Genomic DNA, 26,572 nt, shown 5'->3' with positions numbered 1-26,572 from the left:
AGACCCCCGGAGGTTCCGTCCCCATGACCAGTCTTACCCTTCCCGATGCTGCAGCGGCCCAGGTGCAACCGCTGCCGGCCCAGCGCTCGCGCGGCTATTGGTCCTCGGTGCTGCAGCGCCTGCTGCGCGACCCGGTGGCCATGGGCGCTGCCGCCGTCATCTTGCTGCTGATTGCAGTAGCGGCGCTGGCGCCGTGGATCACGCCGTCCGATCCCTATCTGGCCTCGATGCTCAAGCGGCTCAAGCCCATCGGCACCGCCGGCCTGCCGCTGGGCAGCGATGAGCTGGGCCGCGACATGCTGTCGCGCCTGATGATGGGCGCGCGCCTGTCGCTGTTCATGGGCATCACCCCGGTGCTGATGGCCTTTGTGATTGGCACGGGTATCGGCATTGTGGCCGGCTACGCCGGTGGCCGCACCAACACGGTGATCATGCGCACCATTGATGTGTTCTACGCCTTCCCCTCGGTGCTGCTGGCCATTGCACTGTCGGGCGCGCTGGGCGCGGGCATCTTCAACTCGCTGGTGTCGCTGACGATTGTCTTCATCCCGCAGATCGCCCGCGTGGCCGAGAGCGTGACGGCCCAGGCCCGCAACCGCGACTATGTGGAGGCGGCGCGGGCCACCGGGGCCAGCGCCTTCACCATCGTGCGGGTGCATGTGCTGGGCAATGTGCTGGGCCCCATCTTTGTCTATGCCACCAGCCTGATTGCGGTGTCGATGATCCTGGCCTCGGGCCTGTCGTTTCTGGGCCTGGGCGTGAAGCCGCCCGAGCCCGAATGGGGCCTGATGCTCAACACCTTGCGCACGGCGATCTACACCCAGCCCTGGGTGGCGGCCTTGCCGGGGCTGATGATCTTCATCACCTCCATCTCCTTCAATCTGCTCTCCGATGGCCTGCGCTCGGCCATGGACAACAAGGGTTAAGCCATGCTCCAGCATTCTTCTTTGGCCCCTGCCGCCGCGCTGGCCGCCGATGTGGGCGGCCCGGCCCAGCCGCTGCTGACGGTGCGCGGCCTGACCAAGCATTTCCCGCTCAAGAACGGCAAGCTGGTGCGCGCGGTCGATGGCGTGGATTTCGAGGTGCTCAAGGGCGAGACCCTGGGTGTGGTGGGCGAGTCCGGTTGCGGCAAATCGACCACCGCACGCCTGTTGATGCACCTGATGGACCCGACCGCTGGCGAGCTGGTGTTCGATGGCCGCACGGTGGGATCGCGCGACCTGAGCCTGAAGGAGTTTCGCCGCCAGGTGCAGATGGTGTTCCAGGACAGCTATGCCTCGCTCAACCCGCGCCTGACGATCGAGGACTCGATCGCCTTTGGCCCGCAGGTGCATGGCGTCTCGCGCAAGGAGTCGGTCGCCCGCGCCCACCACCTGATGGACCGGGTCGGCCTGGCGCCGGCCCGCTTTGCCGAGCGCTACCCGCATGAGCTCTCGGGCGGCCAGCGCCAGCGCATCAACATTGCCCGCGCGCTGGCGTTGCAGCCGCGCATGGTGATCCTGGACGAGGCGGTCTCGGCACTCGACAAATCGGTGGAGGCCCAGGTGCTGAACCTGCTGGCCGACCTGAAACGCGAGTTCGGCCTGACCTATGTGTTCATCAGCCATGACCTGGGTGTGGTGCACTACATCAGCGACCGGGTGATGGTGATGTACCTGGGCCAGGTGGCCGAGATCGGCCCCTCGGATGCGCTGTTTGCCGCGCCGGCCCACCCCTATACCGAGGCCTTGCTGTCGTCGGTGCCGTCGATGGACCCGAGCCACCGCACCTTGGTGGCACCGCTGGCCGGTGACCCGCCCAACCCCATCAACCCGCCCACCGGTTGCCGTTTTCACCCGCGCTGCCCGCAGGCCGCGCCGGTCTGCGCCCAGGCCGTGCCGGCCGTCACCCCGGTGCAGCTGCACCATGCCGCGCGCTGCCTGGTGCACGAGTCCGGCAGCGGCCACCCCCTGGCCGCCGCTGCTGCGCTGGCCGCCTGAACCCGGAGCCCCACGATGAACACAGCCTCTCCTCCACTGGTCCGGATCCAGGACCTGAATGTGCAGTTTGCCAGCGGCAAGAAAGTGGTCCAGGCCGTCAGCGGCGTGAGCCTGTCGGTCGCCAAGGGCGAAGCGGTTGCGCTGATTGGCGAATCCGGCTCTGGCAAGAGCGTGACCCTGCGCAGCCTGCTGCGCCTGCACCCCGAGCGCAAGACCACGATGAAGGGCCAGATCCAGGTCGCAGGCCAGGATGTGCTGGCGCTGCGCGGCGGCGCGCTCAACGACTTTCGCGGCAAGACCTGCGCGATGATTTTTCAGGACCCGTTGCTGGCGCTGGACCCGGTCTACCCGGTGGGCGCGCAGATTGTCGAAGCCATACGCCGGCACGAGCGCGTGAGCCAGAGCGAGGCGCAGCAGCGTGCGCTGGCGCTGTTTGAGCGGGTGCGCATTCCCAGCCCCGAGCAGCGCCTCAAGGCCTACCCGCATGAGATGTCGGGCGGCATGCGCCAGCGGGCGATGATTGCGCTGGCGCTGGCCTGCAACCCCCAGGTGCTGCTGGCCGACGAGCCCACCACCGCGCTGGATGCGACGGTGCAGATCCAGATCCTGCTGCTGCTGCGCGAGCTGCAGCGTGAGCTGGGCCTGGGCATTGTGTTTGTGACCCACGATATTGGTGCAGCGGTGGAAGTGGCCGACCGCATTGCGGTGATGTATGCCGGCCGGATTGTCGAAGAAGGCACGGCCGAACAGCTGATCCGCAGCCCGCGCCACCCCTACACCATGGCCTTGCTGCAAAGCCGTTCGCACGGCGCGATGGAGCGCGGCCAACCGCTGCAGACCATTGCCGGCGCGCCGCCCGATCTGACCGCCATCCCGCCGGGCTGCGCTTTTGCGCCGCGCTGCAAGCTGGCCACAGCCGCGTGCCTGCAAGCGGTGCCGGCACCGGTCACGCTGGCGCCTGGCCATATGGCGCGCTGCGTGCACACTGCAACGGCGGCGGCCTATGCGCCCAACGTGCTGGCCGCCGCGTAGGCCGCTGCATTTCCATCTTTTTGCCCAGGACTGACTCCACCATGCCCTTGCACGACCCTGCCCATGCCTTTGTTCCCTACCCCGATGTGCCCGTGCGCCATGCGGGCACCGGCCCGCTCAGCGGCCTGTACTTTGGGGTGAAGGACTTGTTCGACATTGCCGGTTACCCGACCGGTGGCGGCAACCCGCTGCTGCTGGCCCTGTCCGGCATCAAGACGCAGACGGCGCCCACGGTGCAGAAGCTGCTCGATGCAGGCGCGGCGCTGGCGGGCAAGACAGTGACCGACGAGCTGGCGTTCTCGATGAACGGCAACAATGCCCACTTTGGCGCGCCGATCAACGGCAACGCGCCCGAGCGCATCACCGGGGGGTCGTCGTCGGGCTCGGCTTCGGCAGTGTCCAGCCGGCTCTGCGATTTTGCGCTGGGCACGGACACGGGCGGCTCGGTGCGCGCGCCTGCCAGCCACTGCGGCCTGTATGGCATACGGCCCACGCATGGCCGGGTGAGCCTGGAATCGGCACTGGCGCTGTGCCACAGCCTGGACACCTGCGGCTGGTTTGCGCGCGATGCCCTGACCTTTGCCCGCGTGGCCGATGTGCTGATGGCGCCCGACACCACGCCGTTGCCTGCGCGCCCGCGTTTGCTGATGCCCAGCGATGTCTGGGGTCTGGTGGACAGCGCGGTGCGCCCGGCCTGGGACGGGGCGCTGCAGCAGATCACGCAGCTGCTGGGCCGCGCGCAGGACTGCACGGCCGTGCTCGATTCCTTCGATGCGATGTACTGGAGCTTTCGCTACATCCAGGGCCGTGAGGCCTGGATGACCGATGGCGCCTTCATCAGCCGCTATGCGCCCGTGCTGGGCCCGGGTGTGAAGGAGCGCTTTGACTGGTCGCGCCAAGTGACCGATGCGCAGGTGCAGCAGGCCGAGCAGTTCCGCACGCGTTTCCGCCAGCATCTGGCCGATGTGCTGGGCAGCGATGGCGTGCTGGTGATGCCGACCATGCCCGATATTGCGCCGCTGCGTACGGCCGACGAGGCATCGCTGGAGGCCTACCGCAACCAGGCGGTGCAGATGCTGTGCCTGGCCGGGTTGTCCGGCTTTCCGCAGATCTCGCTGCCGCTGGCCAGCCGCAATGGTGCGCCCTTGGGTATCTCGCTGCTGGGCCCGGCAGGCACGGACCGCAGCTTGATTGCCATTGCGCAGCAGCTGGCGGCGGCCGCTGCTTGAGCTTTAGAACAGGTTCTTAGGCCAGGTCGGCCGGCAGGCGGACCTGCAGCGGCTCGCTGATTGCTTCACAGCGGCAGTCCAGCGCATCGGCGCGCCGCTCGATGATGGCAAAATCGCCGCCCTCGACGGCCAGCAGGGCATGGTGCCAGGTGCCGGGTGCCAGCACGATGCCCTGGCGGCCATCGGTCACAAAGGCCTGCAAATCCGCAGCCTTGGGGGCCGGGCCGGCAGCGGCCACGACCACGACAAAGCGCTGCGTGCCCAGCGGCACAAAGCTCTGGCTGCCCAGCGCATGGCATTCGACCTCGGTCACCATGAGCGGAAACTGCCGCGCCTGCGCACGGAACAGTGCCAGCATGGGCCAGCCGCCTTGCGCCGTCAGTTGCAGATCGGGCAGCAGGTCATAGCGCAGCGCATTGCCCTGGTTGATGGGCTGGCTGGGCAGGCTGGGGTCAGCGAGGCCGATGACGGTGCCAAAGGCCGAGAAATTGTGCGCTGTCAGAGGCCGGGCCTCCAGGATCAGCGCGGGCATGTGGGTGTCTGAGGTCATGAACAGCTAGCTAGCAAGGACGGTGCCTGATTGGCAAGGGGGCGGCCTTCCGCCATGAACCGCTTCTTGCGCCTTATGGCTTGCCATCCGCTTCGTGCTGCGCGCCCTTGCTGTCGGTGATGACGGCGCCCATGCCGGCAGAGGGGTTCACGCTGCCGCCTTCAGCCGTCGTGCCGCCGTTGGAGGTCTTGGGGTCGTCGGCCGAGGCCAGCGGCACAGCCGGGGGCAGTGGGTCGTGTTTGTCGGCCTTGGCATGGGGCAGCACCGAGTGCGTATCCACAATGGGCGCGTTGAACAGCGGCTTGTCGGGCAGGGGCTGGCGCGATGCCGCGACGGTGCCGGAGATGGGCTTCATCGGTCCGGGACGCTCGTCACAGGCGCTGAGCAGGCTGGCGGTGGCAACAACGGCTGCCAGGGCGGCAAGGCGGGTTGGAATGGCTGGCATGGGCTTTCCCTGGGTTGGTGGTGTCAATCCGCTGATTGTCGCCGCTGGCGCTGCGCCCAGGTGTCAGCCAATGGCGGACATCAGCGCTCGCCCAGCAGCGCCAGATAGGCATTGCGGGTCTCGGGCGACACGCTCTGGATGACCTGCTCGTAGGTGGTCTGGTTGCGCAGCTGCATGCGCGCCGATGCGACGGCCTTGGATTTGCAGTACCAGTGGCAGGTGTGCTGCATCAGGTACATCTCGGCCAACAGCGTAAAAGCGCGGTCCTTGGGGCTGCGGCCGGCCGTGTTGGCGACCACGCGCGCGATGCCGTCAGCATGCAGGCGGATGGCGGTGCGCAGGTCAAAGGAATGGCGGTTGCCCTGCCATTTTTCCAGCAGGTGCGAGAACGGAAAGTAGAAAGCCTGGGTGCTGATCTTGAAGCTGGCGCCGTTGGCGGGCTCGGGCGCCTTGGCCAGGGTGTCGGCAAAGCTGCTGAACTGGCTGGCCAGGCTGTTTTCTACCGAGGCCTGCAGCTCCCAGATTTGCTGCTGGCGGTTGCTGTCTTTCTCATCGAGCGCACGCATATAGCTGCTGACGAGGCGTTCCATCAGCTTTTCAATGTCGTAATTACGCAAATATTGGGCCAACAAGGCGATGCGCTGCTTTTGGGCCTTGGCACGCAGCACAAAGCTCACGCCCAAGATGAGAACGACCAGAAGCATTAAATCCATGACAAATGAGCCCTTGCGGAGCCTATATAGCGCAAACGTGAGCCATTGTAGACCTTCGCTTCTGGCAGCAGTGGAACCGTTTGCGCTAACTATGCATAAGGTGGAAAAAGCTATAAATCTTTTTCATAGTTCTAGTCGGCGACTGGAATACTTGATTTTTAGCCTGCGCCTAGAATGGAGCGTGCCTTGTATACGATCCACAGCTGTCGGCTGTGTGGACATCGATCTGGGCCCTTGGACATACTGTTGGGACATGCATGCAGATGGCAGCATGTTCCAGCCGTTTTTCGTAGTGAACGCTGCGTGATGCCGGAGACCGCCATGACTGAGAAGAATTCAACCCCCACTGCTGTCGACAAGCGCGCACTGCTGCGCCAGTCCGCACTGGAGTACCACCAGTTTCCCCGCCCCGGCAAGGTGGCGATTGCCGCCACCAAGCCGATGGCCAACCAGCATGACCTGGCGCTGGCTTATTCGCCCGGTGTCGCGGCGCCTTGCGAAGAGATCGTCAAGGACCCGGCTGCAGCCTTCAAATACACCAGCCGGGGCAACCTGGTCGCGGTGATCTCCAATGGCACAGCGGTGCTGGGCCTGGGCGATATCGGTGCGCTGGCCTCCAAGCCCGTGATGGAAGGCAAGGGCGTTCTGTTCAAGAAGTTTGCCGGTGTCGATGTTTTTGACATCGAAATCAACGAAAAAGACCCCCAGAAGCTGGTCGATGTGATCGCAGCACTGGAGCCCACGTTTGGCGCCGTGAACCTGGAAGACATCAAGGCGCCCGAGTGCTTCTATGTGGAACGCGAACTGCGCAAGCGCATGAAGATCCCGGTCTTCCACGATGACCAGCACGGCACGGCCATCACTGTGGCGGCAGCCATGGTCAATGCGCTCAAGGTGGCCGGCAAGAAGATCGAGGACGTGAAGCTGGTGGCGTCCGGCGCGGGCGCTGCGGCGCTGGCCTGCCTGAACCTGCTGCTGGAGATCGGCCTGAAGCGCGAGAACGTGATGGTCACCGACATCGTCGGCGTGGTCTACAAGGGCCGTACCGAGCTGATGGACGAAGATAAGGAGCTTTTCGCTCAGGAAACCGACAAGCGCACGTTGTCGCAAGTGATCGATGGCGCCGATGTGTTCCTGGGGCTGTCGGCGGGCGGTGTGCTCAAGCCCGATATGGTGCAGCGCATGGCGGTGCGCCCCATCATTTTTGCGCTGGCCAACCCCAACCCCGAGATCTCGCCGGAAGACGCCAAGGGCGTGCGCGACGACATCATCATGGCGACCGGCCGTTCGGACTACCCGAACCAGGTCAACAACGTGCTGTGCTTTCCCTATATCTTCCGGGGTGCACTCGATTGCGGCGCGACGACGATCACCACCGAGATGGAAATCGCCACGGTGCATGCGATCGCCGACCTGGCCCAGGCCGAGCAGACCGAAGAGGTCGCCAACGCCTATGCCGGCCAGGACCTGTCGTTTGGCCCCGAGTACCTGATCCCCAAGCCGTTTGACCCGCGCCTGATGATGAAGATTGCGCCGGCTGTGGCACAGGCGGCTGCGGAATGCGGTGTGGCCGAGCGCCCGATCCAGGACATGGATGCCTACCGCGAGCACTTGCAGACCTTCGTCTACGCCTCCGGCACGGCGATGAAGCCCATCTTCATGGCGGCCAAGCGGGCGGCGAAGAAGCGCATTGCTTACGCCGAGGGCGAGGAGGAGCGCATCCTGCGTGCGGCCCAGATCGTCGTGGACGAGCGCGTGGCGCGCCCCACCTTGATCGGCCGCCCCGCCATCATTGCCCAGCGCATCGAGAAATTTGGCCTGCGCCTGAAGGAAGGCACGGACTACGATGTGGTGAACGTCGAGCATGACGACCGCTACCGTGATTTCTGGCAGTCCTACCACCGCATGGCCGAGCGCAAGGGCGTGACGGTGCCGATCGCCAAGATCGAAATGCGCCGCCGCCTGACCCTGATCGGCTGCATGCTGCTGCACAAGGGCGAGGTCGATGGCCTGATCTGTGGCACCTGGAACAACACCGCGATCCACCTGCACTACATCGACCAGGTCATCGGCAAGCGTGCCGGCACTGCCACCTATGCCTGCATGAACGGCCTGCTGCTGCCCGAGCGCCAGGTCTTCCTGGTGGACACCCATGTGAACTACGACCCGACGGCCGAGCAGCTCGCCGAGATCACGATCATGGCGGCCGAGGAGATGATGCGCTTTGGTATCAAGCCCAAGGCCGCACTGCTGTCGCACTCGAACTTTGGCTCCAGCAACCAGCCCAGCGCCGTCAAGATGCGCCAGACCCTGGAGCTGCTGCGCATCCAGGCTCCGTGGCTGGAGGTGGATGGCGAAATGCATGGTGATGTGGCCATTGACCAGAAGCAGCGCGCCAGCATCATGCCCGAGAGCCCCCTGGTCGGTAACGCCAATCTGCTGGTGCTGCCCAATATCGATGCGGCCAATATCAGCTACAACCTGCTCAAGACCGCTGCAGGCGGCAATATCGCCATTGGCCCCATTCTGCTGGGCGCTGCCCAGCCGGTGCATATTTTGACCCCGAGCGCGACGGTGCGCCGCATTGTCAATATGACTGCAGTTGCGGTGGCAGACGCGAATTTTGCGCGTTGATGCTGCTATTTGTGCCTAAGTTGCGCTGATTCCGCAGCACTTGCTGCGGTTAAATACTGAGAAGCCTGCTCAAATTTTGGGCAGGCTTCTTGCATTTTGGGGGGCAATCCGTCACACTGACCGGCTGAACTTTCGGTGAGTCTAGGAATTCTCCGCAAAACTCCCTGCCATGGCCGGACTGCGGGCACGGGCGATTCGCGGCGTTGTCTTCCTTGTCAATAGCTCGCTATGAGCTGCAAAAAGACGTCTTGCGTCTCCTTCCGATCCGCGCCCGTTCCCTGGGCGCAGGTGGTGCAGAGAATCCCTGGTTCTGAAAGGTGTTGTTGATGCTCAAAGCATGGGGTTATCTGGCCCGCTCGTCTGTGAAGGCTGGTGTGCTTGCTGCGGTCCTGGCGGTGTTGCCGCCTGTCGTGCAGGCCCGCGGTAGCGGGACTTCTGCATTCGATGGGCCGGTGGTAGCCGTAGCCGAATTGCCGCCCCAAGGCCGCAAAACCTATGCGCTGATCCTCGACGGCGGCCCTTTTCCCTATGACAAGGACGGCTCGGTATTTGGTAACCGTGAACGCATACTGCCCAGGCAGAAGCGGGGTTACTACCGGGAATACACGGTCAAGACACCCGGCTCCCGCGATCGCGGGGCGCGCCGCATCATTTGTGGCGGTCAGGTCGCCACAATGCCCGATACTTGCTACTACACCCAGGATCACTACAGCAGCTTTCGGCGCATTGTGAATTAGCCAGTCAGATTCCTCCTATGTCGCTTTTCCGCAAGAGATGTCTTGCGCTCAGTGATGTGCTAAGTCAACAATGCCCAATGAGCCCCAGGATGGGGTGTGGTTTTTAAAAAATGCTAATGGAAAGAGCAACGGAGATGGACACTCCACTTCGTCAGGTACAAGATACATCGCTGCGTTTCGTGCGTCCGAACATCGTGCAGGCCATCCGTGCCTACCGGTTGGAAGACCTGCGCGACGCAGCCCAGAACCTGGGGCAGCACTTCTTGTACGCCAATCTGGCGCATGCGCTGTCCAAGGCCGATGTGCTCGAGTTGATTGGCATGCAGTTCTATTTTCCGTCGCACTATGGCAAGAACTTCGACGCGCTGTTCGACTGCCTGACGGACCCTTTGCACAAGAGCGGGCCCCAGCCCGGCTTTGTCGTGGTGCTGGACCAGATCCCCACTGCGATGAAGTTCGACCGCGAGGCGCGCGAGCAGCTGCTCGATGTGTTCCGCGATGCGGCCGAGTACTGGGCCGAGCGCAAGGTGCCGTTTCGCTGTTTTTACTCTTTCCTCTGATCGGCGTCCTGATTCCCCAGAAAAAACGCCCGGCGCAAGCCGGGCGTTTTGCTTGGGGGCGGGGCTGCTTCAAGGTCAGGCAGCGTCGGGTGCGGCAGACAGGCTGGCGGCCGCTTGCTCGTATTCGGCGACCGGTACTTCTTCGGCGCGGCGCTGCAGATCAAAGCTGCCGCCATAGCCTTTGTCCTCCAGCCATTTGCCCAGGGTGTTGCGCAGGATCTTGCGGCGCTGGCTGAAGGCGACGCGCACCAGCTCTTCGAGCAGCCTGGCATCCAGCTGGGCGGGTTGCGCGCGCGGGACCATGCGCACCACGGCGCTGTCGACCTTGGGGGGTGGGTCAAAGCTCTCGGGCGGCACGAACAGTACGTTCTCCATCGCATAACGCCACTGCAGCATGACCGTCAGGCGCCCATAGTCCGAGGTGGCAGGCGCGGCCACCATGCGGTCGATGACCTCCTTTTGCAGCATGAAGTGCTGGTCTTCGACCACATCGACCTGTTCGAGCAGGTGGAACAGGATGGGGCTGGAGATGTTGTAGGGCAGGTTGCCGGCGACGCGCAGCTTGGCCACGCCCAGGCGCTGGGCCAGCGCGCGGAAGTCCACCTTCAGCACATCGGACTCGACCACGTCGAGCTGCGGGTGCGTGCGCAGCCGCACGGCCAGGTCGCGGTCCAGCTCGATGACGCTGAGCTTGCCCAGGCGCTCGACCAGCGGCTGGGTCAGCGCCATCAGGCCGGGGCCGATCTCCACCACCGTTTGGCCGGGCAGCGGGTTGATGGCGTCGACGATCGCGTCGATGACGGCGCGATCGGTCAGGAAGTTCTGGCCAAAGCGCTTGCGGGGAATGTGTTTCATGCAATGACAAAGCGGTGCGAAAGCACCGCTCTAAAAGTGGCTTGCCGAGGGCCGGATGATGACACCGCCCCAGCGCCACAGCGCCGGGCAGGGTCATCGCGCCCGGGGCATCCGGGCTGTTACTGGGGCGGCTCGCGGTATTCCACGTAGGCGCGTGCACGGGCTTCCTGTGCCCAGGTGTTGAACGCCTGTTCGAGCTTGTTCTCACGCACGATGGAGCGCACCATGTCACGCTGCTCGCGCTGGTTGAGCTTGGCTTCGCGGCGCTCCAGCAGCTGGATCAGGTGAATACCGAAGCGGCTGGCAATGGGCTGGCTGATCTCGCCGGGCTGCAAGGCGTTGAGCGCTTCTTCGAACTCAGGCACAAACTTGCGCGGGCTGGCCCAGCCCAGGTCGCCGCCTTCCTTGGCGCTGCCGTCTTCGGAATAGCGCTTGGCCAGGTCTTCAAACGTGTCCTGGTGGGCCAGCACGCGGCGGCGGTAGTCTTCCAGGCGCTCAACGGCCTGGGCTTCGCTCAGCTGCGGGCTGGGGCGCAGCAGGATGTGGCGTGCATGGCTCTGGGTGACGATCGCGGGGACTTCGCCGCTGGTCTTCTCCAGCACCTTCAGGATGTGGAAACCGGCGGGCGAGCGCACCGGGCCGGCAATGGCGCCCTGTGGCGTGGCCTGGGTGGCCTTGACGAACAGCTCCGGATAGCGGTCGGCCGGGCGCAGGCCCATGGCACCACCGCCCTTGCCGTCGGGCACATCGGAGAACTCGGCCACGGCCGCATTGAAGTCTTCGCCTGCGCGGATCTTGTCGGCCGCCTGCTGGGCCTTGGCCTGCAGCTGCTTGACTTGGTCTTCGCTGGCATTTTCCGGCACGGTGATCAGGATGTGGCCCAGGTTGAGCTGGGTGGCCGCGCCGGCGAGGCCTGCCTTGGCCTTCTGCTCGCGCAGGTACTGGTCGATCTCCAGGTCGCTGACGCGCACCTTGGAGTCGACTTCGGCCTCGCGCAGCTTCTGGATCACCAGCTGCTTTTTCAGATCGGAGCGGAACTGGGCTTCGGGAATACCTTCGCTGGCCAGGCGGCGGCGTAGCTCGGGCATGGTCATGCTGTTCTGGCGGGCGACCGACTCTTCGGCCTGCTGCACCGCAAAGTTGTCCACCGTGATGTTGCGCTCGGCAGCCATCTGCAGCTGGATCTTCTGGCCGATCAGCATCTCGAGTGCCTGGCGGCGAGCGGCTTCGGCCGGCATGTTGTTGGCCTCGGCCTGGGCGCGCAGGCGTTCGAACTGCTGCTGCACCTCGACATTGGTGACCGGCTCGGAATTGACGACCGCGACGATGAAGTCCGCCGAGCGGGGCGCACTGGCATTGCGCTGCGCAGCAGCAGGTGCGGCTGCCGTGGGCGCGCCCCGGCCGGTGCCAGGGGCACGCATACCGGCGGATGCGCCGTCACTGCCAGCCTTGATGCCTTGTGCCGCGCCGGCACCAGCCAGCAAGGCCAGGCTGCAGGCCACGCTCAAAGAGAGAATGCGTTGTTTCATGGTCAGGGAATGCTTCAATCGTAATTGCTGAAACGGCTGGGCACTGCGGAGCCGTTGCCGCTGGGCAGGGACTGGTAGCCGGGCACGTTTTCGCGCATGCTGGCCAGCGGGTCAGCGCCCAGCGTGAGTTTGGTCAGGCCAGTGAATTCCATCTGGAACAGCAGCTTGGTGTTGGACTGCACCAGCGAGTTCTGCAAACGCTGGAGCACGATGCGGCTGCTCCAGCAGCATCCGGCGTATTCCACGCCCACCACCGAGTCCACCAGTTTCTTGTCGCGCATGCTGTAGTTCAAGCGGCCCACAGTGTACCAGCGGCCTTCACCCTTGGCTTTTTTGCCCTTGGAGCCAAAGATTTCATCGACCGGCCACTGCCAGCCCAGGTCCATCTGCTCGCTGTTCTGTGCCTGGTAGCGGTAGGCCAGCGCCAAGGTCTTGTAGTCGCCTGGCTTGTAGCGCGCCTGCATCGTCGATCGCACCGAGCGGCCGCTGTCGGGATTGAACTGCACCGTGGTGTCGAAACCCCATTTGGGCGTCCAGTTGATGCCGGCGCCCAGCATGATGTCCGACCAGCGCTCGTTGACCGGGCTGGCATTGGGCATGACCACGCGCTGGTCCGAGAAGCGCAGGCGCTGGGCGATGCCAAAGCGCGCCGCCTCGGTGCCGGTTTCGGCATCGAGGAAACGCGTGGTGGCGCCGACGGTCAGCATGTTGTTGTCGGCAATGCGGTCGTAGCCGCTGAACGAGTTCGAGCTGAAGATGGTCGCAAAGCTGAAATCGTAGGGCGCCGTGTCGTAGACCGGGATCATGCTCTGATCGCGGTAGGGCGTGTAGGTGTAGAAGGCGCGCGGCTCCAGCGTCTGGATCAGGTTGCGGCCAAACAGCCGCGTGCTGCGCTCAAAGGTCAGGCCGCTGTCCAGGCTCACCGTGGGCACCGTGATGCTGGCGCTGCTGACGGTGGCCAGGCCCGAGTTGTCAAAGTTGTAGTGCCGGGTGTTGAGCATCAGCTTGGGCGTGATGTAGCCCTGCGGCGCAATGAAGGGGCGGCTCAGCTCGGCCTGCACGTAGCCCCGGTCGGCATTGGGCTGGTTGAGCAGGCTGGTGTCGGCACGGAAGCGCGTGGCATCGGCCTCGATCGAGCCTTCCAGACCCAGCGGCAGGTTTTGCGGCGTGTAGCGGTACTGCAGCTGGGGCATGCGGTCATACGGCGGCACGATCGGCGAGAGCGGGTCCTGCAAGGTCTGCCACTTTTGTGCACGCAGCAGCAGGCTGTGGTCGTCACGCGACCAGCTGGCCGACGCTTCGCTGTTGAGCAGGCGCTCGTTGAGCTTGTAGCTGTTGCCCTGGAAGTCGCGCCAGTAGTCGGAGTCGCTGACGCGTTTGGCGTTGATGTTCAGGCCCACGCCGCCGATCGGCGTGTCGATGCTGCCGATGTGCTGCCACAGCCAGGACCAGCGGTCGCGGTCGCGCAGGCGGTCGCCGGGCATGTACAGGCCCGCCAGCGTGCCGTAGTAGGTGGGTTCGAGGTAGCGGAACTCGCCGCCCAGCGCCAGGCCGCGTTTGACCATCGCCGTCGGCGTGATCGTCGCGTCGCGGTTGGGGGCGATGTTCCAGTAATAGGGCTGGGCGTAGGTGAAGCCGCTGTCGCTGTCGAGCGACATCGTCGGCGGCAGCAGGCCCGATTTGCGCTTTTCCGACAGGGGAAAGCTCATCTTCGGGATGGGGATGATCGGCACGCCCTTGAATTCGAGCACGCCGTTCTCGGCGACACCGACTTCTTCGAGGTTGTCGATGCTGATTTTTTCAGCACGGATGATCCAGTCCGGCTGCCAGCTGGCTTCATCGTTGCGCTGGCAGGTGGTATAGGTGCCTTCATGCACGACCGAGCGTTCGCGGTCGATGAAATCCACACGCGAGGCCACGCCATAGCCGTTGTTGGGCAGCAGGCGGTAGTTGGCGTCCTTGAAGAAGCCTTCGTTGGAATCGAGCTGCATCTGCAGCTCGGTGCCGTCAAACACACTGCCTGCACGGTTGATGTGCACATTGCCATCGGCATAGGCGGTATTGCTGGGCTCGTAAAAGCGCAGACGGTCGGCGCGGATCATCGTGTCGGCGCGGCGCAGGCTGGCATTGCCGGTGACGGTGGTCATGTCCGCCGTCTGACCGGTGAGTTCATCGCCTTCGAGGTAGACCGGCATCTTGCCGCGCTGCTCGGAGCTCAGGTTCTCCTGCAGGCGCGGGCTGGCGCGCAGCACCAGGCCGGCGTCATCGCTGTCAGCGGACGTCTGGGCCAGAACCAGCGCCGGCGAGGCCCAGAGCATGGCCATGCACAAGCCGGCAATGGCGGTCGGAGAAAAGCGGGGTGCGGAGAGGGACAAGGTGCGGGGCGATGGGGGCTTGCCTGCGCGCGCGCGCAGCCCTGCGGCGGCGCCAGCAGGGCGGGGCGAGGCTGGCGCCACATCGGTGAAAGCGTGAATATCCATGGGAAATAGCCACTGGCCTGTGCATCTGCGGTGCATACATGCACACGGATCGGGATCTGGGCCCCAGCCGGGCGGCAGGGCTTTGTAGAATCTGCATTATCCATGAGCCAATCTATTTCCCCCATGTCTGACCCTATTGCTGCACCTTCTGTAGCACCCCAGCCTGACAGCACCGTGCAATCTTTACAGGGCGTTACCCCGGTGGTTTGGGCAGACGCTGCCCGCGCCACACAGTTTGGCCAGTGGCTTGCTGCGGTATCGGCCAGCCATGGTCTGCGGGCCGAGAGCGTTCGCCTGGCATCGGCGGATGCGAGCTTTCGCCGTTATCTGCGGGTGGACGACCTGCAGGGTGGCACGCGCATCATCATGGATGCGCCGCCGGACAAGGAGAACAGCGAACCTTTTGTGAAGGTGCAGGCCTTGCTGGCCCAGGCAGGGCTCAACGCCCCCGAGGTGCTGGACTGGGATGCCGCCCATGGTTTCATGCTGCTGTCCGATCTGGGCACGCAGACGGTGATCGAGAAGCTGCAGCCGCCCGATTCCCAGGCCGCCTACCAGTGGTACATGCAGGCGGTGGATATTCTGGTGGACTGGCAGAAGGCATCGCGTGAAGGCGTGCTGCCGGTCTATGACGAGGCCATTCTGCGCCGCGAGCTGCAGCTGTTCCCCGATTGGTACATCGCCCAGCACCGCCAGGTGCAGCTGAGCGACAAGCAGCAGGCGGTGCTCAACAACGCCTTTGACGCGATCGTTGCCCAGAACCTGTCGGTGCCTCGGGTGTTCGTGCACCGCGACTTCATGATGCGCAACCTGATGGTGCCGCCCACCGCTGGCGCGCCGCTGGGCGTGCTGGATTTCCAGGATGCCCTCTACGGCCCCATCACCTATGACATCGCCAGCCTGATGCGCGATGCCTTCATCAGCTGGGAAGAGGATTTTGTGGTGGACATCACGATCCGCTACTGGGAAAAGGCGCGCAAGGCGGGCCTGCTGGGCGCTGGCAGCCCGTCGGGCTTTGGCGCGGATTTTGGGGACTTCTACCGCGCGGTGGAATGGATGGGCATCCAGCGCCACCTCAAGGTCGCCGGCATCTTTGCCCGCCTGACCCTGCGCGACGGCAAGCCGCGCTACCTGGCCGATGCGCCCCGCTTTCTCCACTACATCCGCGCGACGGCCTCGCGCTACCGCGAGCTGGTGCCGCTGATGCGCCTGGTCCATGAGATTGAAGGCATCGAGGAGCAAGGCGGCTGGATGATGGGCCGGGGCTGAGCCTCTGACCTGACCTACTCGCCCCTGACATCCGTCCACTTTGACTGATCCCCATGCCCCGTTTTTATTGCCCCGTTGAGCTGCGCGCCGGCGCCACCCTGGATCTGCCACCCGAGGCTGCGCGCCATGTGCAGGTGTTTCGCATGCAGCCCGGCGAGCACATCACCTTGTTCAACGGCGAGGCGGGCAGCCCGGCGGGCGAGTACGACGCCAGCATCGTGCAAATGGGCCGCAGCCATGTGACCGTGCAGATAGAGGGCCACACGGCCATCGAGCGCGAAGCGGCCCGTGCCGTGCACCTGCTCGCCGGCATTACCGCTGGCGAGCGCATGGAATGGCTGGTGGAGAAGGCGACCGAGCTGGGCGTGGCCAGCATCACGCCGCTGGAGGCCGAGCGCTCGGTCACCCGCCTCAAGGGCGACCGCGCCACCAAGCGCCAGGAGCGCTGGCAGGCGATTGCCGCCAGCGCCTGCGAGCAATGTGGCCGCAACCAGGTGCCGCGCATCCATGCGCCGGTGGACCTGGCGCAATGGATCAAGGCCGGGAGCCTGGCCGGTGCGCAGCGCCTGGTGCTGTCGCTGGCCGAGGGCACGCAGCCGCTGGCCCAGGCGGTGCAGCAAACGGGCAGCCAGCCCCTTGTCTTTCTGTCCGGCCCGGAAGGTGGCCTGTCGCCCGCCGAAGAAGCGCTGGCGCGCGGCAACGGCTTTGCGCCCGTCACCCTGGGCCCACGCGTGCTGCGCGCCGAGACGGCACCGCTGGCGGCTTTGGGTTATCTGGCGGCCCTTTGACCGCAGTCTGGGCGCTGGCCAGGTGCTGATCAAGCGCTGATCGAACGGCGGCCCTGCCACAGCGCTGCCACCCACTCCCCCGTTCCCACAGTCCACCGCCCTGCACGACAGCGGTCGCGTTCGCCTGCGCGTCCAGCGCCGCACCATGCTGGGGCTTTTTACATTTCAAATTCCCATTAAATGGGAATTGAATTCTCCATTCAATTCCGACCTAGGGTTTGCGCTAGGTATTTATTCAGAGAGCAATTCGACAATTCTGGCATTGATCTTGCAAGATCATCTGTGTCACTAGTCCCGAGGAATGGGAATTGAAAATGGATGCTTCAGAGTTGTTGGTTGGCGAGCGTACGGCAGCGGATGCCCCGGGTTCCGAGGTGTCGGCGGCCGACCGTGTGCTGCAGGTGCTGGCGGTTCTGGCTTGCGCCGGGCGGCCGCTGTCGGCCAACGAGCTGATGCAGGGCACGGGTTTGCCCCGCAGCAGCCTGTACCGGCAGCTCGCACGCCTCAAGCGCTTTGGCTTCGTGGCCGACAGCGGTGCGCTGTATGCGCCCGGGCCGCTGGGCCTGCAGCTGGCGCGTGGCTTCGATGACGGCTCCCATTTGGTGCATGTGGCCCGCCCTGTACTGGTGCAGCTGTCGCAGCAGACCCAGGAAAGCGCAGGTTTGCTGGTTGCCGCCAATGGCCAGGCCGTGTGCCTGGACATGGTGGAAAGCCCGCTGTCGCTGCGCTGCTCCTTCGACAAGGGCAGCAGCGTGCCTCTGAAGGTCGGGGCATCTGCCAAATGCGTGCTGGCCTATCTGCCCGCCGTGCAACGCGAAGCGCTGCTGAACCAGCACTATGGCGAAGGCACCCCCGCCCGCGCCGAAGCTGCTGCCGAGCTGCAGGAGTTGCGCACGCAGGGCTACATCACCACGGTGGGCCAGGTCGATGCCGGTGTCTGGGGCTGCAGCGTGCCGGTGTTTACCAGCGGCCGCCGCGCCGTGGCGGCGCTCAGCCTGATGGCGCCCCACCAGCGTGTGCAGCACCAGCAGGCCCAGCTGGTACAGGCCACGTTGGCCGCAGCGGCCCGCATCTCCCGCAGTCTGGCTGGATGACATTGATATTTTTGCTTGGTACTTGAATTGAAAAAGGACTCTCCCATGAACTTCCGCCGCCTGGTCTTGAAGACCTCTTTGATCGCCCTGGCCTGTGGTGCAGGCGCTGCCTTTGCCCAGAACAATGTGCTGCGCGTGGCCACCGATGCCACCTTCCCGCCGATGGAATTTGTCGAAAACGGCAAGAAGACCGGCTTCGACGTCGAACTCGTCGAGGCCGTTGCGGCCAAGATGGGCAAGAAGGTCGAATGGATCGATATCGATTTCAAGGGCCTGGTACCCGGTCTGATCGCCCGCCGCTACGACATGGCCGTCTCGGCCATCTACATCACCGATGAGCGCAAGAAGGTGGTGGACTTCACCCAGCCTTACTACGCCGGTGGCCTGGTGGCGATGGTCAAGGAAGGCAGCCCCATCACCAAGCTGAGCGATCTGGACGGCAAGAAGGTGTCCGTGCAGGTGGGCACCAAGTCCGTGGGTTACCTGACCGAACACTTCCCCAAGGTGCAGCGCGTCGAGGTGGAAAAGAACCAGGAAATGTTCAACCTGGTGGATATCGGGCGCGCCGATGCCGCCGTGACCGGCAAGCCTGCTGCGTTCCAGTACAACCGCACCCGTGGCGGCATGAAGGTGCTGGCCGAGCAGATCACCACCGAGGAATACGGCATGGCCATCCGCAAGGACACGCCAGAGCTGACCGCCGCGGTGAACAAGGCGCTCGAGCAGCTCAAGGCTGATGGCGGCTACAAGGCCATCGTGGACAAGTGGTTCCCCGGCAGCAAGTAATAGGCAAGGGTGCCGCAGCGCGCTGCCCGGGCAGCGCGCTGATCTGAGACGACAGGATTGACTATGGATTTGGATTTTTCGCCCGTCTGGGCAGGGTGGCCCGATCTGCTGCGCGGTGCAGCGGTGACGGTGGAGATCACGGCCGCAGCGCTGGTGCTGGGTTGCGTGATGGGTCTGCTGATCGGCATTGGCCGGCTCAACCCCAAGAACAGGATCATCTACAGCATCTGCACAGCCTATGTGGCCGTGATCCGGGGCACGCCGCTCCTGGTGCAGCTGTTCATCCTGTTCTTTGGTCTGCCGCAGTTCAACATCATGCTGCCGGCCTTTGCCTGCGGCGTGCTGGGCCTGGGCATCTACTCGGGCGCCTATGTGTCCGAAGTGGTGCGTGGCGCCATCCAGTCCATCGACCGCGGCCAGATGGAGGCAGCGCGCTCCATCGGCATGTCGTCCGGCCAGGCCATGCTGTCGGTGATCCTGCCCCAGGCCATCGTGCGGATGATTCCGCCGCTGGGCAACGAGTTCATTGCACTGATCAAGAACTCGGCGCTGGTCTCGCTGCTGACCATCCACGATGTGATGCACCAGGGCCAGAAGATCATCAGCGTGTCCTACCGCTCGCTGGAAGTGTATTTGGCGATTGCCGTGATTTATTTTGTGTTGACCGGCGTGACCACCCTGGCACTGCGCCATTTTGAGAAGCGCATGCGCGCTGGAGGCATGGTGCAATGACCGCAACTCCGTTGAATTCCGAATCCATGATCCGCATCCGTGGCCTGCGCAAGGCCTATGGCACGCATGTCGTGCTCGACGGCATCGACTTCGATGTCAAGCCCAAACAAGTGGTGGTCGTCATCGGCCCCAGCGGCTCGGGCAAGAGCACCTTTCTGCGCTGCTGCAATGGGCTGGAGGCGCCGCAGGGCGGCCGCATCGACATCTGTGGCCGCACCCTGGTGCAGGACGGCCAGATGCTGCCCGAGAAAGCCCTCAACGCGCTGCGCGAAGAGGTCGGCATGGTGTTCCAGTCCTTCAACCTGTTCCCGCACCTGTCGGTGCTGGACAACGTGACCCTGGGCCCGCGCAAGCTCCATGGCCTCAGCCGCAAGGATGCCGATGCGCTGGCGCATGACCTGCTGCAAAAAGTGGGCCTGGCCCACAAGGCCGATGCGATGCCCGGCAGCCTCTCGGGGGGGCAAAAGCAGCGCGTGGCGATTGCCCGTGCGCTGGCGATGCGCCCCAAGGTGATGCTGTTTGACGAGCCCACCTCGGCGCTCGACCCCGAGCTGGTGGGCGAGGTGCTGCAGGTGATGAAGATGCTGGCTGCAGAAGGCATGACGATGATGGTGGTGACCCATGAAATGGGCTTTGCCAAGGAAGTGGCCGATGTGGTTGTCGTCATGGATGGCGGCGGCATCATCGAAGCCGGCGATCCGCAGACCATCTTCAGCAACCCGACCAAGGAGCGCACGCGCAGCTTTTTGCAGGCCGTGTTGACCAAGCAATAAACGGGTAGCTATGAGCATGCAATTTTTCAGCAGCAGCGCGCTGCCCGCTACGCCATGGAAGAACGGCGGCGGCACCACCCAGGAGGTGCTGTGCTGGCCGCCTGGCGCAAGTATCGACAGTTTTGCCTGGCGCATCAGCATTGCGCAAATTGCCAGCAGCGGGCCGTTCTCGGCCTTTGCCGGCGTCGACCGCATCATCACCTTGCTGGACGGTGACGGCGTGCATTTGCAAGCAGCCGATGGCAGCGTGGACCACCTGCTGCAGCACTGCCTGCAGCCTTTTGCGTTTTCGGGCGATGTGGCGCTGGACTGCCAGCTGCTGGGCGGCGCCTCGCAGGATCTGAATGTGATGACCCGGCGTGGCCGGGTGCAGGCGCAGGTCACCATCCACCGGGGTGCCAGACTGGCACTGACCAGTGCCCAGGGCATGCTGCTGGCGCGGGCGGGCAGCTGGCGCTTGCCTGCGCAGTCGGCCGCCTTGACGGCCGGTGGCGAAGACGGCCTGTACTGGACCGCCGCGCTGGGCCAGCCATTGCAGCTGGAGGCGAGCAGCCACGATGCCTGGTTGATCGCCGTCGCGCTGCAGGAGGTAGCTGCCGGTGTCTGATGCGATGAATACCCATAACCAACTGTTTGCGGCTCAGGCCTTGCTGCCCAGCGGCTGGGCCCAGAACGTGCTGCTGCGCTGGGATGCGCAAGGCCGCTTTACCTCCATCGAAACGGGCGTGGAGGCAGCCCGCTGCGCTGGCGTGGCGCAGGCCGCCGGCCCGGTGCTGCCGGGCATGCCCAACTTGCATTCGCATGCCTTCCAGCGCGGCTTTGCCGGGCTGTCGGAGTTCCGGGGCCAGGCGCAGGACAGCTTTTGGAGCTGGCGCAACCTGATGTACCGCTTTGCGGCCCGGCTGGGCCCTCAGCACCTGGAGGCGATTGCCACCTGGCTGTACATCGAGATGCTCGAAGCGGGCTACACCAGCGTCTGCGAGTTCCACTACCTGCACCACCGACCCGATGGCCAGGCCTATGCGCCCGATGGCGAGTTGAGCCTGGCGCTGCTGCGGGCGGCGCAGACGGCGGGCATCGGCATCACCTTGCTGCCGGTGCTGTACCAGAACAGCGGTTTTGGCGGCCAGGCGCCCAATGAGGGACAAAAACGCTTCATCCGCAGCACCGACAACATGCTGCGCCTGCTGGAAACCTTGGCACCGGCCTGCAGCGCCCAAGGCGCAGCGCTGGGCCTGGCACCGCATTCGCTGCGCGCCGTGGCGCCCCAGGCCTTGCAGGAGGCCGTGCAGGGCCTGCATGCGCTGAGCGCCCAGGCGCCGGTGCACATCCACATTGCCGAGCAGATGGCCGAGGTCAACGCCTGCGTCGCCTGGAGCGGCCAGCGGCCTGTTGCCTGGCTGCTGGACCATATGCCGGTGGACGCGCGCTGGTGCCTGGTGCATGCGACACACATGGACGAGGCCGAATACGCCGCCGCCGCTGCCTCGCAGGCGGTGGCTGGCCTGTGCCCGCTGACCGAAGCCAACCTGGGCGATGGCATCTTTGACCTGCCGCGCTGGCAGGCTGGCAATGGCCGCTGGGGCATTGGCTCGGACAGCCATATCGGCGTGAACGCCGCCGAAGAGTTGATGATGCTGGAGTACAGCCAGCGCCTGCAATCGCAGCAGCGCAATGTGGCGGCCAGTGCGCAGCAGCCGCATGTGGGCAGCCATATGCTGCTGGCGGCCGTGCAGGGCGGCGCGCAGGCCAGTGGCCGTGCGGTGGCCGGCCTGGCCGTGGGCCAGCAGGCCGATTGGGTGGAGCTCGATGGCCAGCACCTGGCGCTGGCCGGCTTGCCGGCGGCCGAGCAGCTCGATGCCCATGTGTTTGCCAGCAGCCGCAGCAGTGCGGTGGCCAGTGTCTGGGTGGGCGGCCAGTGCCGCGTGGCTGACGGCCGCCACCCGCTGCACCACAGCGCGCAGCGCAGCTTTGTCGCCGCGCGCACCGAACTTCTTCAGGAGCCATGATCCATGCATTTTGAAACCGACCGCGCCGCCTTCGAGTTCCGCCAAGGCACGGCGCCGCTGCTGATCTCCTTCCCCCATGTGGGCACCTATGTGCCGCCGGCGCTGGCCGAGCGCTTTACGCCCGAGGCGCGCGAGGTGCATGACACCGACTGGCACCTGCCGCTGCTCTACGCCTTTGCGCAGGAGATCGGCGCCTCGACCCTGGTGGCCACGCATTCGCGCCTGGTCGTGGACATGAACCGTCCCCCCGATGGCGCCAGCCTCTACCCCGGCCAGAGCGTGACCGGCCTGTGCCCGGTGGACACCTTTGCCGACACCCCCGTCTACCAAAGCGCCGCGCTGCAGCCCGATGATGCCGAGATTGCCCAGCGCCGTGACCAGGTCTGGAAGCCCTACCACGACCAGCTGGCCGCCGAGCTGGCCCGCATCCAGGCCCAGCATGGCGCTGCGGGCCTGTGGGATGCGCATTCGATCCAGTCGGTACTGCCGCGCTTTTTTGAGGGCAAGCTGCCCGATCTGAACCTGGGCACCAACAAGGGCGCCAGCTGCGGCGAAGGCCTGGGCGAGGCGCTGCTGGCCGAGGCGCGCAAAGGCGAGGCCGACGGCTTCACCAGCGTGCTCAATGGCCGCTTCCAGGGCGGCTACATCACGCGCCACTATGGCCAGCCGGCACAGAACGTGCATGCCATCCAGCTGGAGATGACGCAGAGCAGCTATATGCAGGAGCACATGCCGTTTGACTACCTGCCGGCCGTAGCCGCCAAGGTGCAGCCCCATGTGCGCCGCATGGTGGAGACCTTGCTGGCCTACGTGCAGCAATCGGCACGCTGAGCCCGGCTCCTCCAAAAGCGGTATCCAGCGCTTGCAATGCAGGCCCGGGATGCCGCTTTTTTGCTGTACCGGCCCAGCAGGTTTTGCTGCTGGCAGCGCGCGCCTGCCGGGCAAACCGCCCGACAATAGCGGGCTATGACTACCTCTCGCACCGACAACGCGGCAGCCGCTCCTGCGGCGGCTTTCTGGACCGACCTTGAGCAAGCGCTGGGCCCTAACGGCTTTTCGCGCGGCGCAGACGCCATTGCGCAGAAGTACTGGACCGACTGGAGCGGCACGCCGCCGGTGCCGCCGCTGGCGCTGCTGCGCCCGCGCAGCACCGAAGAGGTCAGCGCCTTGCTGCGCATCTGCCATGCCCACCGGGTGCCGGTGGTGCCGCAGGGCGGCCTGACCGGGTTGGCCGGCGCGGCGGTGCCAGTGGCCCATGGCGTGGCGGTGGCGATGGACCGCATGCAGCAGATCGAGGACGTGAATGCGCGCACCGGCCTGATGACCGTGCAGGCAGGGGTGAGTCTGCAGACGGTGCAGGAAGCGGCCGTGGCGGCCGGCTGGGTGTTTGGTGTGGACCTGGGCGCGCGCGGCAGCTGCCAGATTGGCGGCAATGTCTCCACCAACGCAGGGGGCAATGGCGTGCTGCAAAACGGCATGATGCGCGAGCAGGTGCTGGGGCTGGAGGTGGTGCTGGCCGATGGAACGGTGCTGCCGATGCTGCGGCCCATGCTGAAGAACAACACCGGCTACGACCTCAAGCAGTTTTTTATCGGTGCCGAGGGGACCCTGGGCATCATCACCCGCGTGCTGCTGCGCCTGCGGCCCGCTCCGCAGGCCAAGGCCACCTGCATGGTGGCCCTGCCGGGTTTTGACGAGGCGCTGGCGGTGCTGGCGCGCATGCAGGCCCGTTTTGGCAACAGCGTGGCCGCGTTCGAGCTGATGTGGAGCGACTTTGTGCAGACCTCCATGCAGTGGCAAAAGCTCCAGCCCGCGTTTGCCCAGCAGCATCCGCTGCAGGCGCTGATCGATGTGGACGGCAAGGACGAGGCCGCGTTGCGCGCTGCGGTGGAAGAGGCCTTGGGCGAGGCCATGGAGGCCGGCGAGGTGGTGGACGCGGTGATTGCGCAATCGGGCGAGCAGGCCAGGAGCCTGTGGAAGCTGCGTGAGGCGCCGGCCGAGATGACGGCGCACATGCACCCGCCGGTGAACTTCGACGTCAGCCTGCCCCAGGTGGACATTGGCCGCTTTGCCGCTGCCTGCCGCGCTGCCTTTGATGCGCGCTGGCCCGGCCACCACAGCCTGTTCTTTGGCCATGTGGGCGACGGCAACCTGCACGTGACCACCGACAGCCAAACCATCAACGGCGAGGACGAGGCGCTGGAAGCCGTGCTGTACGGCCTGGTGCAGCAGTTCCAGGGCAGTGTCTCTGCCGAGCATGGCATTGGCCTGCACAAGATGCCCTACCTGGGCTTTAGCCGCACCCCGCAGGAGCTGGCCGCCATGCGCGCGATCAAGCAGGCGCTCGATCCGCTGGGGCTGATGAACCCGGGCAAGGTGTTCGCGGCGGACTGAATCCCGTTTTCGCCCCTGTCTTGGAGACCGGCGCCTGCAGCGATGCATGCGCCGGTTTTGTTTTGGGCGGCCGGTGGCCCAGGGCACCGATGTGGTGCGATCTGGCCCCGGCCTCATGCGTTGCCATCGCTGCGCATGCCCCAAGACCCCGTATCCAGGGGCCTTGCCTGCCCATGGCATAAAAACTGCTACCTTTTGAAACAAACCCGCAATGGATGACAACGTACAAAGGGGATGGCATGCAAATGGTGCAGATGGCTGCGATTGACAAGGCCGATACGGCCTGGCTCTTGGTCTCTACGGTGCTGGTGTTGCTGATGACACTGCCGGGCATTGCGCTCTTCTATGCCGGGCTGGTGCGGCGCAAGAACGTGGTCAATACCATGGTGGCGGTGTTTGCGGTGGCGGCCGTGGTGGCGCTGACCTGGTTTGCGCTGGGCTATTCGCTGGCATTCAGCAAGTCGTCGGCCTGGCTGGGCGGGCTGGAGAGGGCCTGGTTCTCGTCCATGCGCCTGGAGGCGGCGGCCGGCACCGTGTCGGTCAGCCACCTGGCGCCGCACCTGCCCGAATCGCTGTATGCGCTGTTCCAGATGGCGTTTGCCGTCATCACCACCACCTTGGTCATTGGCGCCGTGGTCGAGCGCATGCGCTTTTCGGCGCTGCTGCTGTTCTCTGCGCTGTGGAGTGTGCTGGTCTATGCACCGGTGGCCCATTGGGTGTGGGAGAGCGATGGCTGGCTCAACAAGCTGGGCGCGCTGGACTTTGCCGGCGGCGCGGTGGTGCACGTCAATGCGGGGGTGTCAGCGCTCGTCTGCGCGGCCATGCTGGGCCGGCGCCAGGGCTATGGCCGCCAGGCCTTTGAGCCGCACAGCCTGGGCTGGACCGCGATGGGCGCCGCACTGCTGCTGATTGGCTGGTTTGGCTTCAATGCCGGCTCTGCCCTGTCAGCCGATGGCCGGGCCGCACTGGCCATGCTGGTGACCATGGTGGCCGCTGCGGCTGGTGCGCTGTCCTGGATGCTGGTCGAGTGGTGGGTGCGCGGCGCTCCGACCTTGCTGGGTGTGCTCTCGGGCTTGATTGGTGGCCTGGTGGCCATCACACCGGCTGCCGGTTTTGTGCAGGTGGGTGGTGCGGTCGCCATCGGCCTGATCGCGGGCGTGGCCTGCTTTTGGGGCGCCACCTGGCTCAAGCGCCGGCTGGGTGTGGATGACTCGCTCGATGTGTTTGGCGTGCACGGCGTGGGCGGCATTGCCGGCTCGCTGCTCACCGCGGTGTTTGCCGACCGGGCCATTGCCGGGGTGGACGCCACGGTGCTGAACCAGCTGGTCGCGGTGGCGGCGGTGGCCCTCTACAGCGCGGTGGGCAGCGCCATTTTGCTGACCTTGATACGTGTGGTTCTGCCTTTGCGGGTGACCGCGCAGCAGGAGCTCGATGGGCTGGATGTCAGCCTGCACCAGGAAAGCCAAAACTGAGTTGCCATGCGCGGTGCCGCGCTGCGCCGCCGCGCCACCGGGTTGCGCCGCCTTGGGCGTGCAGCCTGCCCATCAGGTTCTGCCACGGAGGAGCTTGTATGAACGACAGTGAACGCCTGGCCATCGCCGCGCATTTGCATGTGGCGCTGCGCCGCAAGACGGGCCGGGTGACCGATACCGAGTGGATGGCCAGCGATACCGCCTATGGCCAGGCGATGGCCCAGTTTGCGCTGAACCATGCCCGCAGCCACCAGGATGCGGAGCTCGAGCGGCTGGCGCTGCGTTTTGCCGCCAGCTTGCCGGGCGCGCCTGCACCGGCGGCAGCCACCATGGGCACTGCGGGGGCGGCAGCGGATGCCGCTGCGCCGGGCCTGGTGGCGAGCGCCAAGCGCTATGTAGGCGGCTTGCGTTGAAGGGATAGCGAGAGGGAGGGAAGGGGAGGCCTGGGACCAGAAATACATCGATATGGAACAAATGATCCATTAATGTATTGAAAAAATACAAATGATCCT

At 65.1% G+C, this 26,572-nt stretch carries 25 protein-coding genes; 19 read left to right on the top strand and 6 right to left on the bottom strand.

All coding sequences use genetic code 11. From position 1 onward, the window contains the following. The first annotated feature begins 23 nt into the window (after window positions 1-23). From AB7A72_RS13770 to AB7A72_RS13755, 4 genes are read left to right on the top strand one after another with little or no spacing between them, the layout of a single operon-like run. The gene (locus AB7A72_RS13770) at window positions 24-926 is read left to right on the top strand and encodes an ABC transporter permease (RefSeq protein ID WP_230774131.1); all 903 of its coding nucleotides are present in this window, start codon (window positions 24-26) and stop codon (window positions 924-926) included. Between the two features lie 3 nt (window positions 927-929). Continuing rightward, a complete protein-coding gene (locus AB7A72_RS13765) occupies window positions 930-1,979 on the top strand; it encodes an ABC transporter ATP-binding protein (RefSeq protein WP_369460305.1) in 1,050 nt (349 codons plus the stop codon). A 15-nt stretch (window positions 1,980-1,994) separates the two neighbouring features. Then, the gene (locus AB7A72_RS13760) at window positions 1,995-3,011 is read left to right on the top strand and encodes an ABC transporter ATP-binding protein (RefSeq protein WP_312526416.1); all 1,017 of its coding nucleotides are present in this window, start codon (window positions 1,995-1,997) and stop codon (window positions 3,009-3,011) included. 41 nt (window positions 3,012-3,052) lie between these two features. Then, window positions 3,053-4,240: an amidase gene (locus AB7A72_RS13755; RefSeq protein ID WP_369460304.1), complete on the top strand. Its 1,188-nt coding sequence runs from the start codon at window positions 3,053-3,055 to the stop codon at window positions 4,238-4,240. Between the two features lie 16 nt (window positions 4,241-4,256). On the opposite strand, the gene AB7A72_RS13750 is transcribed toward AB7A72_RS13755, so the two are convergent. The 3 genes from AB7A72_RS13750 to AB7A72_RS13740 form a co-directional block, all read right to left on the bottom strand. Further along, window positions 4,257-4,790, bottom strand: a complete 534-nt coding sequence (locus AB7A72_RS13750; RefSeq protein WP_369460303.1) for an ureidoglycolate lyase — start codon at window positions 4,788-4,790, stop codon at window positions 4,257-4,259. Between the two features lie 73 nt (window positions 4,791-4,863). Then, window positions 4,864-5,235, bottom strand: a complete 372-nt coding sequence (locus AB7A72_RS13745) for a hypothetical protein (protein ID WP_239810005.1) — start codon at window positions 5,233-5,235, stop codon at window positions 4,864-4,866. Window positions 5,236-5,315: 80 nt separating this feature from the next. Continuing rightward, on the bottom strand, window positions 5,316-5,948 hold the full coding sequence (locus AB7A72_RS13740) for a hypothetical protein (protein ID WP_312834892.1): 633 nt from the start codon (window positions 5,946-5,948) through the stop codon (window positions 5,316-5,318). A gap of 321 nt (window positions 5,949-6,269) precedes the next feature. On the opposite strand from AB7A72_RS13740, the gene AB7A72_RS13735 reads away from it, so the two are divergent. The 3 genes from AB7A72_RS13735 (at window position 6,270) to AB7A72_RS13725 (ending at window position 9,879) form a co-directional block, all read left to right on the top strand. Then, window positions 6,270-8,582 (top strand): NADP-dependent malic enzyme, encoded by a 2,313-nt coding sequence (locus AB7A72_RS13735; protein ID WP_239810003.1) that lies wholly within the window; start codon window positions 6,270-6,272, stop codon window positions 8,580-8,582. Window positions 8,583-8,908: 326 nt separating this feature from the next. Further along, the gene (locus AB7A72_RS13730) at window positions 8,909-9,319 is read left to right on the top strand and encodes a ribonuclease (protein WP_239810002.1); all 411 of its coding nucleotides are present in this window, start codon (window positions 8,909-8,911) and stop codon (window positions 9,317-9,319) included. 134 nt (window positions 9,320-9,453) lie between these two features. Then, the gene (locus tag AB7A72_RS13725) at window positions 9,454-9,879 is read left to right on the top strand and encodes a barstar family protein (protein WP_027010748.1); all 426 of its coding nucleotides are present in this window, start codon (window positions 9,454-9,456) and stop codon (window positions 9,877-9,879) included. 75 nt (window positions 9,880-9,954) lie between these two features. Here the strand turns inward: AB7A72_RS13725 and rsmA are convergent, their stop codons facing one another. The 3 genes from rsmA to AB7A72_RS13710 all read right to left on the bottom strand — a co-directional run bounded on the left by rsmA (window position 9,955) and on the right by AB7A72_RS13710 (window position 14,743). Then, a complete protein-coding gene (rsmA, locus tag AB7A72_RS13720; protein WP_239810001.1) occupies window positions 9,955-10,734 on the bottom strand; it encodes a 16S rRNA (adenine(1518)-N(6)/adenine(1519)-N(6))-dimethyltransferase RsmA in 780 nt (259 codons plus the stop codon). Window positions 10,735-10,853: 119 nt separating this feature from the next. Next, complete coding sequence (locus tag AB7A72_RS13715) at window positions 10,854-12,263, bottom strand: peptidylprolyl isomerase (protein WP_239810000.1); 1,410 nt, start codon at window positions 12,261-12,263, stop codon at window positions 10,854-10,856. A gap of 14 nt (window positions 12,264-12,277) precedes the next feature. Then, window positions 12,278-14,743: an LPS-assembly protein LptD gene (locus tag AB7A72_RS13710; RefSeq protein ID WP_369460302.1), complete on the bottom strand. Its 2,466-nt coding sequence runs from the start codon at window positions 14,741-14,743 to the stop codon at window positions 12,278-12,280. A gap of 123 nt (window positions 14,744-14,866) precedes the next feature. On the opposite strand from AB7A72_RS13710, the gene AB7A72_RS13705 reads away from it, so the two are divergent. The 12 genes from AB7A72_RS13705 to AB7A72_RS13650 all read left to right on the top strand — a co-directional run bounded on the left by AB7A72_RS13705 (window position 14,867) and on the right by AB7A72_RS13650 (window position 26,473). Further along, window positions 14,867-16,012 (top strand): aminoglycoside phosphotransferase family protein, encoded by a 1,146-nt coding sequence (locus tag AB7A72_RS13705; RefSeq protein ID WP_369460301.1) that lies wholly within the window; start codon window positions 14,867-14,869, stop codon window positions 16,010-16,012. Window positions 16,013-16,065: 53 nt separating this feature from the next. Then, entirely contained in the window at window positions 16,066-16,800 is a 735-nt protein-coding gene (locus AB7A72_RS13700; RefSeq protein WP_369460300.1) for a 16S rRNA (uracil(1498)-N(3))-methyltransferase, read from the top strand. Between the two features lie 314 nt (window positions 16,801-17,114). Further along, on the top strand, window positions 17,115-17,894 hold the full coding sequence (locus AB7A72_RS13695) for an IclR family transcriptional regulator (protein ID WP_369460299.1): 780 nt from the start codon (window positions 17,115-17,117) through the stop codon (window positions 17,892-17,894). A 45-nt stretch (window positions 17,895-17,939) separates the two neighbouring features. Continuing rightward, the gene (locus AB7A72_RS13690; RefSeq protein WP_312414727.1) at window positions 17,940-18,680 is read left to right on the top strand and encodes a transporter substrate-binding domain-containing protein; all 741 of its coding nucleotides are present in this window, start codon (window positions 17,940-17,942) and stop codon (window positions 18,678-18,680) included. Window positions 18,681-18,743: 63 nt separating this feature from the next. Next, the gene (locus tag AB7A72_RS13685) at window positions 18,744-19,412 is read left to right on the top strand and encodes an amino acid ABC transporter permease (RefSeq protein ID WP_239809994.1); all 669 of its coding nucleotides are present in this window, start codon (window positions 18,744-18,746) and stop codon (window positions 19,410-19,412) included. 26 nt (window positions 19,413-19,438) lie between these two features. Then, a complete protein-coding gene (locus AB7A72_RS13680; RefSeq protein WP_394680822.1) occupies window positions 19,439-20,185 on the top strand; it encodes an amino acid ABC transporter ATP-binding protein in 747 nt (248 codons plus the stop codon). Between the two features lie 10 nt (window positions 20,186-20,195). Beyond that, on the top strand, window positions 20,196-20,792 hold the full coding sequence (locus tag AB7A72_RS13675; protein ID WP_369460297.1) for a HutD/Ves family protein: 597 nt from the start codon (window positions 20,196-20,198) through the stop codon (window positions 20,790-20,792). 4 nt (window positions 20,793-20,796) lie between these two features. Further along, complete coding sequence (locus tag AB7A72_RS13670; RefSeq protein ID WP_369460296.1) at window positions 20,797-22,194, top strand: formimidoylglutamate deiminase; 1,398 nt, start codon at window positions 20,797-20,799, stop codon at window positions 22,192-22,194. Window positions 22,195-22,197: 3 nt separating this feature from the next. Further along, window positions 22,198-23,025: an N-formylglutamate deformylase gene (hutG, locus tag AB7A72_RS13665; RefSeq protein WP_312414735.1), complete on the top strand. Its 828-nt coding sequence runs from the start codon at window positions 22,198-22,200 to the stop codon at window positions 23,023-23,025. 135 nt (window positions 23,026-23,160) lie between these two features. Beyond that, entirely contained in the window at window positions 23,161-24,588 is a 1,428-nt protein-coding gene (locus tag AB7A72_RS13660) for an FAD-binding oxidoreductase (RefSeq protein ID WP_369460295.1), read from the top strand. 239 nt (window positions 24,589-24,827) lie between these two features. Next, complete coding sequence (locus AB7A72_RS13655; protein WP_369460294.1) at window positions 24,828-26,060, top strand: ammonium transporter; 1,233 nt, start codon at window positions 24,828-24,830, stop codon at window positions 26,058-26,060. Between the two features lie 98 nt (window positions 26,061-26,158). After that, entirely contained in the window at window positions 26,159-26,473 is a 315-nt protein-coding gene (locus AB7A72_RS13650) for a hypothetical protein (RefSeq protein ID WP_369460293.1), read from the top strand. Window positions 26,474-26,572 lie beyond the last annotated feature (99 nt).

Origin of the sequence: Comamonas sediminis, assembly GCF_041107495.1 — a bacterium.
Classification (GTDB): Bacteria; Pseudomonadota; Gammaproteobacteria; order Burkholderiales; family Burkholderiaceae_C; genus Comamonas; species Comamonas sediminis.
The sequence above is the reverse complement of the archived record's forward strand: the minus strand, read 5'-3'. Positions and strand labels throughout refer to the sequence as shown.

What these genes read in the sequence shown, in the direction of transcription:
- AB7A72_RS13705 (WP_369460301.1), top strand. Translation starts at nt 14,867, where the DNA reads ATGTCTGACCCTATTGCTGCACCTTCTGTAGCACCCCAGCCTGACAGC.
- AB7A72_RS13700 (WP_369460300.1), top strand. Translation starts at nt 16,066, where the DNA reads ATGCCCCGTTTTTATTGCCCCGTTGAGCTGCGCGCCGGCGCCACCCTG.
- AB7A72_RS13750 (WP_369460303.1), bottom strand. Translation starts at nt 4,790, where the DNA reads ATGACCTCAGACACCCACATGCCCGCGCTGATCCTGGAGGCCCGGCCT.
- AB7A72_RS13770 (WP_230774131.1), top strand. Translation starts at nt 24, where the DNA reads ATGACCAGTCTTACCCTTCCCGATGCTGCAGCGGCCCAGGTGCAACCG.
- AB7A72_RS13765 (WP_369460305.1), top strand. Translation starts at nt 930, where the DNA reads ATGCTCCAGCATTCTTCTTTGGCCCCTGCCGCCGCGCTGGCCGCCGAT.
- AB7A72_RS13745 (WP_239810005.1), bottom strand. Translation starts at nt 5,235, where the DNA reads ATGCCAGCCATTCCAACCCGCCTTGCCGCCCTGGCAGCCGTTGTTGCC.
- AB7A72_RS13710 (WP_369460302.1), bottom strand. Translation starts at nt 14,743, where the DNA reads ATGGATATTCACGCTTTCACCGATGTGGCGCCAGCCTCGCCCCGCCCT.
- AB7A72_RS13675 (WP_369460297.1), top strand. Translation starts at nt 20,196, where the DNA reads ATGAGCATGCAATTTTTCAGCAGCAGCGCGCTGCCCGCTACGCCATGG.
- AB7A72_RS13740 (WP_312834892.1), bottom strand. Translation starts at nt 5,948, where the DNA reads ATGGATTTAATGCTTCTGGTCGTTCTCATCTTGGGCGTGAGCTTTGTG.
- AB7A72_RS13725 (WP_027010748.1), top strand. Translation starts at nt 9,454, where the DNA reads ATGGACACTCCACTTCGTCAGGTACAAGATACATCGCTGCGTTTCGTG.
- AB7A72_RS13715 (WP_239810000.1), bottom strand. Translation starts at nt 12,263, where the DNA reads ATGAAACAACGCATTCTCTCTTTGAGCGTGGCCTGCAGCCTGGCCTTG.
- AB7A72_RS13695 (WP_369460299.1), top strand. Translation starts at nt 17,115, where the DNA reads ATGGATGCTTCAGAGTTGTTGGTTGGCGAGCGTACGGCAGCGGATGCC.
- AB7A72_RS13690 (WP_312414727.1), top strand. Translation starts at nt 17,940, where the DNA reads ATGAACTTCCGCCGCCTGGTCTTGAAGACCTCTTTGATCGCCCTGGCC.
- AB7A72_RS13655 (WP_369460294.1), top strand. Translation starts at nt 24,828, where the DNA reads ATGCAAATGGTGCAGATGGCTGCGATTGACAAGGCCGATACGGCCTGG.
- AB7A72_RS13650 (WP_369460293.1), top strand. Translation starts at nt 26,159, where the DNA reads ATGAACGACAGTGAACGCCTGGCCATCGCCGCGCATTTGCATGTGGCG.
- AB7A72_RS13760 (WP_312526416.1), top strand. Translation starts at nt 1,995, where the DNA reads ATGAACACAGCCTCTCCTCCACTGGTCCGGATCCAGGACCTGAATGTG.
- AB7A72_RS13660 (WP_369460295.1), top strand. Translation starts at nt 23,161, where the DNA reads ATGACTACCTCTCGCACCGACAACGCGGCAGCCGCTCCTGCGGCGGCT.
- rsmA (WP_239810001.1), bottom strand. Translation starts at nt 10,734, where the DNA reads ATGAAACACATTCCCCGCAAGCGCTTTGGCCAGAACTTCCTGACCGAT.
- AB7A72_RS13680 (WP_394680822.1), top strand. Translation starts at nt 19,439, where the DNA reads ATGATCCGCATCCGTGGCCTGCGCAAGGCCTATGGCACGCATGTCGTG.
- AB7A72_RS13730 (WP_239810002.1), top strand. Translation starts at nt 8,909, where the DNA reads ATGCTCAAAGCATGGGGTTATCTGGCCCGCTCGTCTGTGAAGGCTGGT.
- AB7A72_RS13755 (WP_369460304.1), top strand. Translation starts at nt 3,053, where the DNA reads ATGCCCTTGCACGACCCTGCCCATGCCTTTGTTCCCTACCCCGATGTG.
- AB7A72_RS13735 (WP_239810003.1), top strand. Translation starts at nt 6,270, where the DNA reads ATGACTGAGAAGAATTCAACCCCCACTGCTGTCGACAAGCGCGCACTG.
- AB7A72_RS13670 (WP_369460296.1), top strand. Translation starts at nt 20,797, where the DNA reads ATGAATACCCATAACCAACTGTTTGCGGCTCAGGCCTTGCTGCCCAGC.
- hutG (WP_312414735.1), top strand. Translation starts at nt 22,198, where the DNA reads ATGCATTTTGAAACCGACCGCGCCGCCTTCGAGTTCCGCCAAGGCACG.
- AB7A72_RS13685 (WP_239809994.1), top strand. Translation starts at nt 18,744, where the DNA reads ATGGATTTGGATTTTTCGCCCGTCTGGGCAGGGTGGCCCGATCTGCTG.